This window comes from Burkholderia sp. Bp9140 (assembly GCF_003853425.1).
GTDB lineage: Bacteria > Pseudomonadota > Gammaproteobacteria > Burkholderiales > Burkholderiaceae > Burkholderia.
This window is the reverse complement of record NZ_QTPQ01000008.1, coordinates 149,920-164,863: the sequence shown is the minus strand read 5'-3', so window position 1 is coordinate 164,863 and position 14,944 is coordinate 149,920. Positions and strand designations below refer to the sequence as shown.

General features: G+C 69.0%; 12 protein-coding genes and 1 pseudogene. 9 read left to right on the top strand and 4 right to left on the bottom strand.

All coding sequences use genetic code 11. From position 1 onward, the window contains the following. Positions 1–21: 21 nt before the first annotated feature. Together DIE21_RS09460 and DIE21_RS09455 are read right to left on the bottom strand one after the other, a co-directional pair. Positions 22–1,560 (bottom strand): methyl-accepting chemotaxis protein, encoded by a 1,539-nt coding sequence (locus tag DIE21_RS09460; protein ID WP_124497445.1) that lies wholly within the window; start codon positions 1,558–1,560, stop codon positions 22–24. A gap of 199 nt (positions 1,561–1,759) precedes the next feature. Continuing rightward, positions 1,760–2,428, bottom strand: a complete 669-nt coding sequence (locus DIE21_RS09455) for a haloacid dehalogenase type II (RefSeq protein ID WP_124497444.1) — start codon at positions 2,426–2,428, stop codon at positions 1,760–1,762. A gap of 479 nt (positions 2,429–2,907) precedes the next feature. Here DIE21_RS09455 and DIE21_RS09450 point away from each other — a divergent pair, with 479 nt between their 5' ends. The 8 genes from DIE21_RS09450 (at position 2,908) to DIE21_RS37145 (ending at position 12,756) form a co-directional block, all read left to right on the top strand. Beyond that, on the top strand, positions 2,908–3,768 hold the full coding sequence (locus tag DIE21_RS09450) for a GNAT family N-acetyltransferase (protein ID WP_124497443.1): 861 nt from the start codon (positions 2,908–2,910) through the stop codon (positions 3,766–3,768). A gap of 12 nt (positions 3,769–3,780) precedes the next feature. Then, positions 3,781–4,707: a glyoxylate/hydroxypyruvate reductase A gene (locus DIE21_RS09445; RefSeq protein WP_124497442.1), complete on the top strand. Its 927-nt coding sequence runs from the start codon at positions 3,781–3,783 to the stop codon at positions 4,705–4,707. A gap of 161 nt (positions 4,708–4,868) precedes the next feature. Then, positions 4,869–6,269, top strand: coding sequence for an aspartate aminotransferase family protein (locus DIE21_RS09440; protein WP_124497441.1), 1,401 nt, complete (start codon positions 4,869–4,871; stop codon positions 6,267–6,269). A gap of 85 nt (positions 6,270–6,354) precedes the next feature. After that, positions 6,355–6,846 (top strand): Lrp/AsnC family transcriptional regulator, encoded by a 492-nt coding sequence (locus DIE21_RS09435; RefSeq protein WP_006749694.1) that lies wholly within the window; start codon positions 6,355–6,357, stop codon positions 6,844–6,846. Between the two features lie 108 nt (positions 6,847–6,954). Beyond that, positions 6,955–8,427: an NAD-dependent succinate-semialdehyde dehydrogenase gene (locus DIE21_RS09430; protein WP_124497440.1), complete on the top strand. Its 1,473-nt coding sequence runs from the start codon at positions 6,955–6,957 to the stop codon at positions 8,425–8,427. Between the two features lie 204 nt (positions 8,428–8,631). Beyond that, complete coding sequence (locus DIE21_RS09425) at positions 8,632–10,152, top strand: diguanylate cyclase (RefSeq protein WP_124497439.1); 1,521 nt, start codon at positions 8,632–8,634, stop codon at positions 10,150–10,152. 139 nt (positions 10,153–10,291) lie between these two features. Next, positions 10,292–12,250, top strand: a complete 1,959-nt coding sequence (locus DIE21_RS09420) for a phosphatase PAP2 family protein (RefSeq protein ID WP_124497438.1) — start codon at positions 10,292–10,294, stop codon at positions 12,248–12,250. A 335-nt stretch (positions 12,251–12,585) separates the two neighbouring features. Next, the gene (locus DIE21_RS37145; RefSeq protein ID WP_185640597.1) at positions 12,586–12,756 is read left to right on the top strand and encodes a hypothetical protein; all 171 of its coding nucleotides are present in this window, start codon (positions 12,586–12,588) and stop codon (positions 12,754–12,756) included. Between the two features lie 52 nt (positions 12,757–12,808). Here the strand turns inward: DIE21_RS37145 and DIE21_RS37705 are convergent. After that, positions 12,809–13,056, bottom strand: a pseudogene (locus DIE21_RS37705) (LysR substrate-binding domain-containing protein); the annotation flags it as partial. Then, a complete protein-coding gene (locus DIE21_RS09410; protein ID WP_124497437.1) occupies positions 13,053–13,928 on the bottom strand; it encodes an aldo/keto reductase family oxidoreductase in 876 nt (291 codons plus the stop codon). The gene DIE21_RS09410 and the pseudogene DIE21_RS37705, both read right to left, overlap by 4 nt. A gap of 100 nt (positions 13,929–14,028) precedes the next feature. Between DIE21_RS09410 and DIE21_RS09405 the strand changes: the two genes are divergently transcribed. Then, entirely contained in the window at positions 14,029–14,931 is a 903-nt protein-coding gene (locus DIE21_RS09405) for a LysR family transcriptional regulator (RefSeq protein ID WP_124497436.1), read from the top strand. Positions 14,932–14,944 lie beyond the last annotated feature (13 nt).

Here is a 14,944-nt window from a genome sequence, read left to right as displayed (position 1 = left end):
ATCGTTTCGTGCCGCCGGCCGTCAGGCGCCCAGCCGGAACACCGATACGGCGGCCCGCAACCGCGCCGCCTGCTCGTCGAGCGACGACGCGGCAGCGGCAGCCTGCTCCACGAGCGCGGCGTTCTGCTGGGTGACTTCGTCCATTTGCGCGACCGCCAGGCCGATCTGTTCGATGCCGGTGCTTTGCTCGGCGGATGCCGCGGAAATCTCGCCCATGATGTCGGCCACCCGGTCGATCGACCGGACGATCTCCGTCATGCGCGCCCCCGCTGCCTCGACGAGCCGGCCGCCGCTGCCCACTCGCTCGACCGATGTCGCGATCAATCCCTTGATGTCCTTCGCCGCCGCCGCGCTGCGTTGCGCGAGCGAGCGGACCTCCGACGCGACGACGGCGAACCCGCGCCCTTCCTCGCCCGCGCGCGCCGCTTCGACCGCGGCGTTGAGCGCGAGAATGTTCGTCTGGAACGCGATGCTTTCGATCACGACGGTAATGTCGGCGATCCGCACCGACCCGTCCGAAATCTGCCGCATCGTTTCGACGACCTCCTGCACGGCGGCACCGCCGAGTTCGGTCGCCTCCTTGGCGTGGGTCACGAGCGCATTCGCCTGACGCGCATTGTCGGCATTCTGTTTGACCGTCGACGTGATCTGCTCCATGCTGGCGGCCGTTTCCTGCAGCGACGCGGCCTGCTCCTCGGTGCGCTGCGACAGGTCCAGATTGCCTTGCGCGATCTCGCCGGTGCCGACGGCAATCGAGTGGGTCGTGGTCTGGATCTCGGCGATGGTCTCGGTCAGCCGTGCCTTCATGTCGCCGAGCGCGACGAGCAGGCTTCCCGGCGCGGCGTTCGTCGTATCGAACTGCACGTCGAGTTCGCCGGCTGCGATGCGGGCCGCCATCTCGGTCGCATGCGCGGGCTCGCCGCCGAGCGTGAGCCGGACGCTGCGCAGCACACCCCACGCGATCGCCGCGAGCGCCGCGGCGATGACGAGCGTGATAGCGCCGAGCACCAGTGCGAGCCGGGTAAACGCCGCGTTGATGTCGTCGTAGAAGAATCCGGTGCCGATCCACCAGTCCCAATCCGGAATGGCGACCACGCCCTGAAGCTTCGGCTCCACGTCCGCGTCCGGGCTGCGCTTGACCAGCACGTCGACGAGCGCGAAATGCGCCGCCGCCATCCCGGCGCGGTACGCCTCGCTGTCGGTCATGCCGCTGGTCGTGCGGTTGCCCTTGGCGCGGGTGCCGACGAACTTCGCGTTCGGATGCACGAGGTTGACGCCGTCGGCCGTCGTGACCCAGTAGTAGCTCGTCGAGTTCGCATTGAGCGCCGACAGCGCGGCCTTGGCCTGCTGCTGCGCCTGATCCCGGGTGAGCGTGCCGTTTGCCTGCAACGCGCGGTACGAATCGACCAGGTGCTCGGCCTTCGTCAGAAGAATGACGATCTCTTCGCGACGGCTGTCGATCAACGCATCGCGCAGCGTGTGCAGCGACATCACGGCAAGCAATACGACGCCGAGCAGCGCCGCGGCGACAAGCATCAGCAGTTTCGTGGACAACTTCATGCGGAGGGCCTCTCGATATTAACCATTCGGTACATATATCGACCTGGAGCGGCCCCGCCTTGAACGGCTCAGTCTCGGTAATTACCCTCGGTTCGTGCGCTGATCGAACGCGCGACGGGAAAGCGGCCATCGCAGTCGCCCTCCGTGGATTCCGCCGGGCATGCCCGCACGGCGCGCGGCACATGCCCGCGAGCGGCGCCTACAGCCCGAGCTGCGTCGCGAGATGGCCGATGTCGGACACCTCGTAGTAGTTGTAGAACGGCGTGCCCGGCTCGTGACCGCGGTTCACGAACGCCTTGTGCTTGATGCCGAGGTCCTCGGCCGTCATCAGGTCGTAGCGCAGGCTGGACGACACGTGCAGCACGTCCTCCGGCTTGCAGCCGAGCTTACCGAACATGTATTCGAAGCCCTGCATGCGCGGCTTGTACGACTGCGCCTGCTGCGCGGTGAACACCGCATGGAACGGCGCGCCGAGCTTGTCGACGTTGCTCATGATCTGGTCGTCCGACGCGTTCGACAGGATCACGAGCTTGTATTTGCTGGCCAGCCGCGACAGTCCCGCCGGCACGTCCGGGTGCGGGCCCCAGGTCGGCACGGCCAGATAGAAGCGCTCGGCCTCGGCTTCGTCGAACTTCACGCCGATTCGCGCACAGGTGCGCCGGATCGCGTTGACGACGACGTCGCGGTACGGCTTCCATGCGCCAAGCACCTCGTCGAGCCGATAGGCGGCGAACGCGCGCACAAATTCCTCGAGCGCGACCGGCGACAGCCGGTCCGCGTAGACCTCGCGCGCCATTTCCGCCATCCGGAAGCGGGTCAGCGTGCCGTAGCAATCGAACGTGATGAACTTCGGTTCAAACTGGATCATGGTGACGTCCTGTCGGTGTGAAGCCCCGGCAGGGCCGGGGACGGGCTGGGTTGTACGAAATTGAATCAGGGCAAAAAGTCCTTCGCACATCGTTCGGCGCCGGTCAAAACGCAGAATCACCGCGTGTTGGGCGCGCTGCACGGCACGATCTGCGGTGCGATTCCGTGCGGTGCGCTCCGACCGGCCGACGGGTCTCGCGACACCGCGACGCGCGTGCCCGGCACGGCCGCCACGCGGTGCAACGTGGCAGCGAGCGGCGCGCCACCCTGCTTCCATCGTACTGTCGTTCATGCGGCAGAAGCTGCCGCGATGACCGGCCGCGCCGGCACGATGCGCGCGTTCGTGCGCGCCGATCGAGCGGGTTTGCGTCGATCTCTCGCGCGCGGTCGCCGCCGCCGGAAAACAGGCGAATCGTCCTATCCGCGCCGCGGTGTCGCTGGCAGAGTCGATACGTCATTCCTACCCATCCGGAGTCCGGCGTGGCCGACCTCAACTCTTCCAGCACGCTTATCTATCGCCCGTTCGCCGAAACCGACCTGCCCGCCGCACACCGGCTGTCGGAAGCGGTCAAGTGGCCGCACCGCCTCGACGACTGGCGCTTCGCGCTCCAGCTCGGCGGCGGCTTCGTCGCCGAAGACGAAGCCGGCATCGTCGGCACCGCGCTCGGCTGGCGCTTCGACGACTCGCACGCATCGCTCGGCATGGTGATCGTGTCGCCCGAGCGCCAGGGCCGCGGCATCGGCCGCGAACTGCTCGCACGCGTCGTCGACAGCTTCGGCGCGCGCACGATATTCCTCCATGCAACGCCGTCCGGCGAACCGCTCTATGTGAAATTCGGCTTCCAGGCGATCGGCACGATCGACCAGCACCAGGGCGCCGCGTTCCAGCCGCCGCTGATCTCGCTGCCGCCGGGCGAGCGCCTGCGCCCGCTCGGCACGAACGACGGGCCGCGCCTCGCGGCGCTGGCGTCGCGCGCGGCAGGCTACGCGCGCGGCGCGGTGATCGATGCGCTGCTCGACGTCGCGAACGGGATCGCGCTCGACCGCGACGGCGAACTGCTCGGCTTCGCGCTGTTCCGCCGCTTCGGCCGCGGTCATGCGATCGGCCCCGTGATCGCACCGGACGCGCTGCGCGCGCAGGCACTCATCAGCCACTGGCTCGCGCTGCACGAAGGCATGTTCGTGCGGCTCGACGTGCCAGGCGACAGCGGGCTGTCGGACTGGCTGCAGGGGCTCGGCCTGCCGCGCGTCGATACCGTCGTCGCGATGGCACGCGGTGCGGCGCCCGCGCGCGACCCCGCGCTGCGTGCGTTCGCGATCGTCAACCAGGCGCTGGGCTGAACGGCACGCACGATGAGCTTCCTGTACAAGGCCGATCCCGTGCGCGGCGCGCAATGGGCGCAGCGCTTCGCGCAACAGGCGCCCGACCTCACGTTCCGGATCTGGCCGGACATCGGCGATCCGCGCGCGGTGCGCTACCTCGCCGCGTGGCAGCCGCCGGACGATCCGGCCACGCTGCTGCCGAACCTCGAGATCGTGTTTTCGGTGGGCGCCGGCATCGATCAGTTCGACCTGTCGCGCGTGCCCGCGCACATTCCGGTCGTGCGGATGATCGAGCGCGGCATCGTCGAAGGCATGGTCGAGTATGTGACGCAGGCCGTGCTGACGATCCACCGCGACCTGTTCGACTATGCGGCGCAACAGCGCGCGCAGGTGTGGCGCGAGAAGCCGGTGCGCGCGGCCGCGTCGCGGCGCGTCGGCGTGCTCGGGCTCGGCACGCTCGGCCAGGCCGTGCTCGACACGCTGCGGCGCTTCGGCTTCCCGTGCGCCGGCTGGAGCCGCACGCCGCGCACGCTCGACGGCGTCGACTGCTACGCGGGCGACGCGGCGCTCGATGCGTTCCTGGCCCGCACCGACATCCTGATCTGCCTGCTGCCGCTCACCGACAGCACCCGCGGGCTGCTCGGCGCGCGCGTGTTCGACGCACTGCCGGCCGGCGCAGCGCTCGTGCAGGTCGGGCGCGGCCCGCAGCTCGATGCGGCCGCGCTGCTCGCCGCGCTCGACAGCGGGCGGCTCGACAGCGCGATCCTCGACGTGACGGACCCTGAACCGCTACCGGCCGGCCACCCGTTCTGGACGCATCCGCGCATTCGCATCACGCCGCACATCGCGAGCGCGACGCGGCCCGACACCGCGGTCGACGCCGTGCTCGAGAACCTCGCGCGCCATCGCGCGGGACAGCCGATGATCGGCATCGTCGATCGCGCGCGCGGCTACTGACGCGCGCGCCCGGCCCCGCGGGGCACGCAGCAGAAAATGCCGAAGCGCCCCGTGCAAACGCCGCGGCCATACGTTTCAGGCGGAAAATTGAAGGCGCGCGCGGATTTCTCGCCCGTTAGCATGAACTCACCGCTGACACCCGACGAGAGTCCCGCACTGCCATGAACCAAGCCGCGCTGATCGAAGCCGATCGTCAACACCTGATCCACCCCGTCGTCAACTACCGCGTGCACGAGGCGCGCGGCGTCACCGTGCTCGAATCCGCGGACGGCGTGTTCCTGCGCGACGCCGACGGCCACACGCTGCTCGATGCGTTCTCGGGCCTGTGGTGCGTCAACGTCGGCTACGGCCGCGACAGCATCGTGAAGGCCGCCGCCGAGCAGATGACGAAGCTGCCCTACGCGACCGGCTATTTCCATTTCGGCTCGCAGCCCGCGATCGAGCTCGCCGAACGGCTCGCGGCGCTCGCCCCGCCGTCGCTGAACCGCGTGTACTTCACGCTCGGCGGCTCGGACGCCGTCGACTCCGCGGTGCGCTTCATCACGCACTATTTCAACGCGACCGGCCGCCCGTCGAAGAAGCAGATGATCGCGCTCGAGCGCGGCTATCACGGCTCGTCGTCGATCGGTGCCGGGCTCACCGCGCTGCCCGCGTTCCACCGCCATTTCGACCTGCCGCGCGCGGACCAGCACCATATTCCGTCGCCCTACCCGTATCGCCATCCGCTCGGCGACGATCCGCAGGCGCTGATCGCCACGTCGGTCGCCGCACTCGAGGCGAAAGTCGCCGAGCTCGGCGCGGACAACGTCGCGGCGTTCTTCTGCGAGCCCGTGCAGGGCTCGGGCGGCGTGATCGTGCCGCCGGCCGGCTGGCTGAAGGCGATGCGCGACGCTTGCCGGCGCCTCGGCATCCTGTTCGTCGCCGACGAGGTGATCACCGGCTTCGGCCGCACGGGCCCGCTGTTCGCGTGCGAGACCGAGCAGGTCGATCCGGACCTGATGACCGTCGCGAAGGGTTTGACCGCCGGCTATGCGCCGATGGGTGCGGTGCTGATGTCCGACGAAGTCTACGAAGGGATCGCGGGCAGCCGCACCGAGTCGGCCGCGGTCGGACACGGTTATACGTATTCCGCGCACCCCGTCAGCGCGGCGATCGGTCTCGAGGTGCTGAAGCTGTACCACGAAGGCGGGCTGCTCGCGAACGGCCAGGCGCTGGCGCCGCGCTTCGCGGCCGGGCTCGACGCGCTGCGCGCGCATCCGCTCGTGGGCGATGCGCGCTCGGCCGGCCTGCTCGGCGCGCTCGAACTGGTTGCCGACAAGGTGCACAAGACGCGCTTCGACCCGGCGCTGAACGTGCCCGACAAGATTGCCGCCGCCGCGTACGCGAACGGCGTGGTGTTCCGCGCATTCGGCGACGGCGTGCTCGGCTTCGCGCCGGCGCTGAGCTTCACCGCGGGCGAGTTCGACCTGATGTTCGAACGCGTGCGCAAGACGCTCGACGACGTGCTGGCCGACGCGGGCGTGCAGCGCGCGCTCGACGCCGCGCACGCGCAGCCGGCATGACGGGCCAAGGGAAAGCCGGGCTTGTGGCGGCCATCGTTCGACTCTAAAGTAACCGGACATTCCATTTTTTCCCTCTCACGTGAACATGACGGACAGCAAGCTGGATCGCATCGACCTGCGCATCCTCTCCCAGTTGCAGAAGCGCGGCCGCATGACCAACGTCGAGCTGGCCGATGCGGTCGGGCTGTCGCCCAGCCCCTGCCTGATCCGCGTGAAGCGGCTCGAGAAGGCCGGCTACATCGGCGGCTACGGCGCGCACATCCAGCTCGAGAAACTCGGCGACGTGCAGGTCGTGTTTACCGAGGTCACGCTGGCCGACCACCGTCGTGAAGATTTCGACCGTTTCGTCGCGGCGATCCGCAATGTCGACGAGATCGTCGAGTGCCACCTCGCGAGCGGCGGCTACGACTATCTGCTGAAGTTCATCACGCGCAGCGTGAGCCATTACCAGACGATCGTCGAAGGGCTGCTCGAGCAGAACATCGGCATCGAGAAGTATTTCAGTTACGTGATCATCAAGTCGCCGTTCGTCAAACGGCACTACCCGCTCGAATCGCTGTTCGGCGAACGTCACTGACGGCCGGCGCGCGGCACCCGCGAACGCGGCAGCACGCTGTCCGCACGGGGTAGTCGCGCGCCCGCGCCGCCGCGCACGTCACCGAACCCATTCATCCAAGGACCTGTCATGCCGCTTACGCTGTCCCGCACCGAACTCATGCGCACCGCCAACCTGATCGACGGCACGTGGCGCGATGCGCTCGACGGCCGTCGCTTCGACGTCACCGATCCGGCGACGCTCGAGATCGTTGCCCATGCACCCGACAGCGGCGCCGCCGACGCGCGCGCCGCGACCGACGCGGCAGCACGCGCGCTGCCCGCATGGCGCGCGATGCCCGCTCGCGAACGCGCCGCGATCCTGCGTGCGTGGCACGCGGCGATCGTCGCGCACACCGACGATCTCGCGAAGCTGATGGCGCGCGAACAGGGCAAGCCGCTCGCGGAAGCGCGCGGCGAAGTCGCCTACGGCGCGTCGTACGTGCTGTGGTTCGCCGAGGAAGCGACGCGCACCTACGGCGACCTGATTCCGCAGCAGCAGCGCGGCAAGCGGCTGAGCGCGGTCAAGGAGCCCATCGGCATCGTCGCCGCGGTCACGCCGTGGAATTTCCCGCTCGCGATGATCGCGCGCAAGATCGCGCCCGCACTCGCGGCCGGCTGCACCGTCGTCGCGAAGCCGGCGGAGGACACGCCGCTCACCGCGCTCGCGCTCGCGTTCCTCGCCCAGGAGGCCGGCGTGCCGCCCGGCGTGCTGAACCTGATCGCCGCGTCGCGCGAACGCGGCATCGACGCGGTGGCCGACTGGCTCGCCGACGGCCGCGTGCGCAAGATCACGTTCACCGGATCGACGCCCGTCGGCAAGCTGCTCGCACGCGAATCGGCGGCGACGCTGAAGAAGCTGTCGCTGGAACTCGGCGGCAATGCGCCGTTCATCGTGTTCGACGATGCCGAGCTCGACGCCGCGGTCGACGGGCTGATGGCCGCCAAGTTCCGCAACGGCGGCCAGACCTGCGTGTCGCCGAATCGCGTGTACGTACAGGCCGGCGTCTATGACGCATTCGCCGCGAAGCTCGCGGCGCGCGTTGCCGCGCTGAAGGTCGCGCCGGCGACCGACCCGGCCGCGCAGATCGGCCCGATGATCAACGCGCGCGCGGTCGACAAGATCGCGCGCCACGTCGGCGACGCAATCGAGCGCGGCGCACGCGTGCTCGCGGGCGGCAAGCGCCTGCCCGAACTCGGGCCGAACTACTACGCGCCGACGGTGCTCGCCGGCGCCACTGCCGACATGCAGCTGACCTGCGAGGAAACCTTCGGCCCGGTCGCCGCACTGTTTCCGTTCGACACGGAAGACGAAGCCGTCGACGCCGCGAACGACACGCCGTTCGGGCTCGCCGCGTATTTCTACACGCAGGACATCCGCCGCATCGCGCGCGTGTCGGCGCGGCTCGAAACGGGCATCGTCGGCATCAACGAGGGCGCGCTCGCGAGCGAGGCCGCGCCGTTCGGCGGCGTGAAGGAATCGGGCTACGGCCGCGAAGGCTCGCGCTACGGCCTCGACGACTACCTGTCGATCAAGTACCTGTGCCAGGGCGGGCTCGACTGAAGCCGCGCGGCGGCCCTCATCGGCCGCTGTTGCGCAGTCGTCGCGGGGCGCGTCGCTGCCGGTGCGCTCCGCCCGCACACGTTTGCGCCATTCGTGCTGCCCTCTGTTCGCATGCCGGCCTCGATTTCCGGGCAACCCTGCCGTTAACCCGGATTTGATCAGCGCCGCTGCACCCGCAGCCGGCTTCCCGCACGAGCGCGAGCAATGCCTGCATCCACTTCGATCGAGAAAATTGCCGACTGGGCCGGCCGCCACCACCTGATCGTCGGCGTGCTGGGCACGCTGATGTCGCTCGCGGCGCTCGGCATCAGCGCGGCGACGCTGTGGGCCGCGCGAAACGAAGTCGTCGAACATGCGCACGAGACGTCGCGCAACGTCGCGGCCGTCCTGGTCAGCGAGATCGCGCGCACCGTCGAGACGTCCAACAATGCGCTCGTCGCACTTGCCGCCGATCTCGTCAACCCCGCCGTCGCGCGCATGGACGCCGGCCTGCGTCACGACGTGCTGTTCGAGCGCACGGCCGCGCAATACGTGACCGGCATGGGCGTGACGGACCGGTACGGCCGGCTGATCGACGGCTGTTGCGGCCCGACCCACAACTGGGACTTCAGCGATCGCGACTACTTCAAGGTCCATCGCGACGCGGACAACGTCGGCCTCTACGTATCCGAGGCGTACCGCGCGCGTTCACGCGCCGGCAAGGAATCGATCGCCTTGTCGCGGCGCATCGAACGGCCGGATCACACGTTCAACGGCATCGCGGTCGTCGCCATCGACCTCGCCTACTTCGATCGGCTTCTTTCCCGCCTGAACGTCGGGCCGCACGGCGTCAGCGCGATCCTGCGCGCGGACGGCACGATCCTCGCGCGAAACCCGCCGTTGAGCGATCACCAGATGGTCCATCTGCGCCGGTCGAAGTCGTTCGACCGGATGGTGAGCCAGGAATCGGGCTTCTATGCCGCGCGCTCGAGCATCGACGGCACGGTGCGGCTGTACACGTACCAGCGGGTGCCGGGGACGCCGCTGATCGCCGTCGTCGCGCCGGCCGAGGACGACGTGCTGGCCGGCATCACGCGCCTGACGTGGACGGTCGGGGTATCGGCGTCCGTCATCGGCGCGCTGTTCTGCGCGGTGGTGTGGCTGCTCGCATTCGCGCTGCGGGACAACCTGCGCAAGCAGACGCTGCTCACCGACATGACGCGCACCGATCCGTTGACGGGCCTGCACAACCGTCGCGCGCTCGATGCCGCGCTCGCCGACGAATGGGAACGGCTGCAGCGCGGCAGCGACGGCAGCCTGTCGGTGCTGTTCATCGACGCCGATCACTTCAAGCAGTACAACGACCGGTACGGCCACGCGCAAGGCGACACCGCGCTGCGGTTTCTCGCCGAATGCATCCGCACGCATACGCGGCGGCGCGGCGATCTCGCCGCACGTTACGGCGGCGAGGAATTCGTCGTGCTGTTGCCCGATACCGACGAAAGCGGCGCCGCGAAGGTCGCGGAAGCGATTCGCCGCGCGGTGGAATGCAACCGGCTCGACGGGGTCGCCGAGACGGTGCCCGCGTTTACGGTCAGCATCGGCTGCGCGACCGGCCATCGCGCCCGGCCGGCGTCCGTGCAGGCGCTGTCGCATCAGGCCGACCTCGCGCTCTATGAGGCCAAGCGCCACGGCAGAAACCGCGTGTGCCGCGCCGGCGCGGAATCGTTCGCCGAGCCGGCGTGACCGTTACGTTCAGCATCACGAATTCACCCGATAGTGAGCATTCGGGCCCATCGAGCACGACCCGAAACAAATCCTTAACGGCTGCGTCACGATCACCCACGACAATCCGCCATCTTCGATACTCAGGATGGAGTCTTGCATGTTCGCGTCACGAAGCCGTTTCCCGCTGCACGTCGCAGCGCTCTCGAGTGCGATCGTCCTCGCCGCGTGCGGCGGCGGCGACGATGCAGCGTCGACCCCGACGACCCTCGCGGCCGTTCCGGCGCCGCCGGCCGACCCGGGCTTCGTCGACAGCGCGCCCGTGCCGAGCGTGCCGGCCTTCGTCGACAACGTCGCGACCAACCAGCGCGGCGATGCGCGCTATGCGACGTTGTCGACCAACGCCGCGGTGCGCGTGGTGAGCCGCTTTCTCGACCTGTGGCAGCCGTCGACGATGCTCGTCGATGCGGGCGTGAACGCGCCGGCCAACGGCGCCTTTCCGGCGATCACGGCGTCGACCTGCTCGGGCCTGCCCGGCAGCGGCACGCCGTGCGGCACGATCCTGAACGACACGGTGCTGGCGGCCAATGTCCAATATGTGGTCAACGCAACGACCGCGCGCACGCAGCAGCAGGCTGACGCCGCCTACTTCGACGACCGGCGCGGCAAGGGCTACAGCGTGACCGACGGCATGGGCCCGCTCACCGACGCGTGGCGCACGGCCGCGCAGCAGACGACCAGCATCACCAGCGTGCCCGCCGACGCGACGACGGTGCTGTACAACGATTCCGGCAACAACACCGGCGTCGGCAGCAGCACGAACACGAATTTCGGCAAGGTCGTCGACCTGCTCAACGAAATGGGCAACAACGCGTCGACCGAGCCCGCGAAGCGCTTCTACAAGTACGCGCGGCCCTATCGCTGGAGCGCGAGCGTCGTCGTCGCGCCGACGCTCGTTCCGGCGGAAAGCACGACGCCGGCGACCGACGGCGGCTTCATCAGCGGCCACTCGGCCGAAGCGTTCCGCGATGCGATGACGATGGCGTGGCTCGTGCCGGAGCGCTTCCAGGAGATGGTCAGCCGCGGCCTCGAACTGGGCGAGAACCGGATCGTCGCCGGCATGCACTCGCCGCTCGACGTGATCGGCGGCCGCATGCTCGCGCTGGCCGTCAGCGCGGCGAACCTGACCGCCTATGCGAGCGACGCGCAGGCCGCGTACGGCCAGGCCCACCAGGCGCTGCAGCAGCTCACGGGGACGACCGACACGACGTTCGCCGCCTTCGCGCACTCGGGCACGACGGCCACCGACCGGTTCGCGGATTACACGGCCAACAAGACGGCCTTCATGCGACGCCTGACGTTCGGCTTCGGCGCGATCGAGTCGACCGACGCACCGCCCGTCGTGCCGAAGGGCGCCGAGATCCTGCTGCAGACGCGCTTCCCGTACCTGAGCGCGGATCAGCGGCGCGTCGTGCTGAAGACCACCGAAATTTCGTCCGGCTACCCGGTGATGGACGATGCGGAAGGCTGGGGCCGCCTGAACCTGTTCGCCGCGGCCGACGGCTACGGTGCGTTCAACGGCAACGTGGTCGTATCGATGAACGCGTCGCAGGGTGGGCTCAACGCGGCCGACCAGTGGCGCAACGATATCGCCGGCGCCGGCAAGCTGACGCTGCAAGGCACCGGCACGCTGACGCTCGCGGGCAACAACAGCTATGCGGGCGGCACGCAGGTCAGCGGCGGCACGCTCGCGGCGGCATCCGCGACGGCGTTCGGCAACGGCGACGTGTATGTCGGTTCGGGTGGTAGCGTGAGGATTGCGGCAGGCGCACCCGTCACGATCGCAACCCGCTACACGCAGCTCGACAACACGACGCTCGAACTCGACATCGACGGCAACGGCGGCGGACGCCTGCGCGTCGGCGGCCCGCTCACCGTCGCCGGCGGCACGCTGCACGTGAAGTTCGTGAACGGCTATGCGCCGAAGGCCGGCGACACCATCGCGCTGATCGACGGCGCGGCGGCCGCGGCGAAGTTCTCGACGGTGACGGTCGACGGGTTCAAGGCGACGCCGGTTTATACGGCGACGGGGATGTCGGTGAGGTTGTCGGCGTCGTGATCTCGCGTGTTGCGGGTCGCGCGGGCTGCGCGCGACCCGCCTGTCGCACCGGAAGCCCGGACGCATCGCGGCATGTCCGGTGCGTCACTTGATGCGCCGGCGGAGCAAGGTTCGTGCCGCGCGGTGGCACATGCCTTGCTCGCCGCATCGAATACCTGTGGACCTACAGGTATTCGGGCATCGACGTGACGGGCCAATCAGGCGACATCCACATCGGCATCGCAGGTTGGCGCCATGACGGCTGGCACGGCACCTGGCGGCACGGGTACGACGAAACGCCGCCCGCCGCGCGACCGCAGTCCGCGCGATGAACCCGAACCGCAAGGAGAGGAACGATGACCCTGCTTATCTACCTGGTCGGATGGATCATTTTCATCGGCGGCGTGGCCTGGGGATTGACGACGCTGCACGTGTCGCAGCACATCATCGAGATCGTGGCCGTCATCCTGTTCGGCATCGCGGTGATCACGGGCGCGACGCGCGCGCGCAACCGCGACCGGTCGTAGCGCGATCGCGCCGGCCGCGGTATCCGGGACAGACACCGCGAGCGACGCCGCTTCACTGCTGCGTGTCGATATAGGCGGCCCGTTCTTCCGGCGTGCCGGACGGAAAGGCGCCCTCGAGGTGATCGGGAAACGCGGAAACGCGCGCACTCGACAAACGCCGGGAAGGATACAGCGCCCATAGCGCGATGTCGGGCCCCGGCGCGCGCCCCCGCTGACGAGTGTGCCGGCGGCCCGGTCGCGGCTCACGAGCGACACCGGCAGACAAGCGGCGCCCAGGCCGAGCCGGACGTCTGGCCTCAGCCGCGAGCGGACGCGACACCGTCGAGCTCACGCACGGCGTCTTCCGCCAACACCAACCCACCCGCGGCCAGATTCTCGCGCAGATGCGCGACCGACGACGTCCCCGGTATCAGCAGGATGTTCGGCGCGCGCCTCAGCAGCCACGCGAGCGCGGTCTGCATCGGCGTCGCGCCGAGCCGCGCGGCGACCGCGTCCAGCGTGGCAGACTGCAACGGACTGAAGCCGCCCAGCGGAAAGTACGGCACGTAGGCGATGCCGTCACGTGCAAGCGCATCGATCAGGTCATCGTCGTCGCGGTACGCGAGGTTGTAATGATTCTGCACGCAGACGATGTCGCAAATCCGGCGCCCTTCGGCGATCTGCGCGGCCGTCACGTTGCTCAGCCCGATGTGCCGCACGAGGCCCTGCCGCTGCAGTTCCGCCAGCGCGGACAGCGGCGCCTCGATCGAGCCTTCGGCCGTGCCGTGCGTGTCGAACATGACCCGCAGGTTGACCACGTCGAGCACGTCGAGACCCAGGTTGCGCAGGTTGTCGTGCACGGCGGTCGCCAGCGCGCCGGCGGAGAATGCGGGCAGCCATGAACCGTCGTGGCCACGCGTCGCGCCAACCTTGGTCACGATCAGCAGATCGTCACGATACGGATGCAACGCGTCGCGAATCAGCTGGTTCGTCACGTGCGGGCCGTAAAAGTCGCTGGTGTCGATGTGGTCGACGCCCGATGCGACGGCTTCGCGAAGCACGGCGAGCGCCGCGTCGCGATCCTTCGGCGGGCCGAACACGCCGGGGCCGGCCAGCTGCATCGCGCCATAGCCGAGGCGGTGCACGCGGCGGCCCGCGACGGAATACGTGCCGGATTGAACGATGGGGGACATGCTCCTGCTCCTGTAGCGAACGAGTGAATCGCAGGTTACGCCGCGTTGTGCTGCGCGATAACCGGTCATAATGCGCACAACCTGTACGAAAAGGCGAACAATGCAAGTCGATCTCGGCGATCTGAACGCGTTCGTGGCAGTGGCGCGGGCGAAGGGCTTTCGCGAAGGTGCGCGAACGATCGGCGCTAGCGCGTCCGGTCTGAGCGAAGCGGTGCGCCGGCTGGAGGCGCAACTCGGCGTGCGGCTGCTGCACCGCACGACGCGCAGCGTGTCGCCGACCGAGGCCGGCGAGCGTCTGCTCGCGCGGCTCGCGCCGGCGCTGGGCGAAGTGGAGGCAGCGCTCGACGTGGTGAACACGTTTCGCGAGAGACCGGTCGGCACGCTGAAGCTCAATGTACCGATGAGCGCGGCGCGGCTCGTGCTGCCGTCCATCGTCCCGCGCTTTCTCGACGCGTATCCGGAGATACGGCTCGAGGTCGTGGCCGACGAAAGCTTCGTCGATATCCTCGCGGCCGGCTGCGACGCGGGCATCCGTTACGACGAGCGCCTCGAACAGGACATGATCGCCGTGCCCATCGGCCCGCGCTCGCAACGCTTCGCCACTGCCGCGGCGCCCGCCTATCTCGAGCGGCGCGGCCGGCCGGCCCATCCGCGCGACCTGCTCGATCACGCGTGCCTGCGCGGCCGGTTCGCGAGCGGCGCGATGCCGGCGTGGGAGTATGAGCGCAATGGCGAAGTGGTCCGCGTGGAGCCGTCGGGCCCGCTCGTCGTGCAGATCGGCGGCGCCGTCGATCTCGTCGTGGATGCCGCCTGTGCGGGGCTCGGCATCGTGCATCTTTACGAAGACTGGCTGCGTCCGCATCTGGCGAGCGGCGCGCTCGAACCCGTGCTCGACGAATGGTGGCGGCCGTTCTCCGGCCCGTACCTGTACTATCCGGGGCGGCGTTTCGTCCCGGCTCCGCTCCGGGCGTTCGTCGATTTCATCAGGGCGGAGGCGGGGTAGAACGGCATGAGCC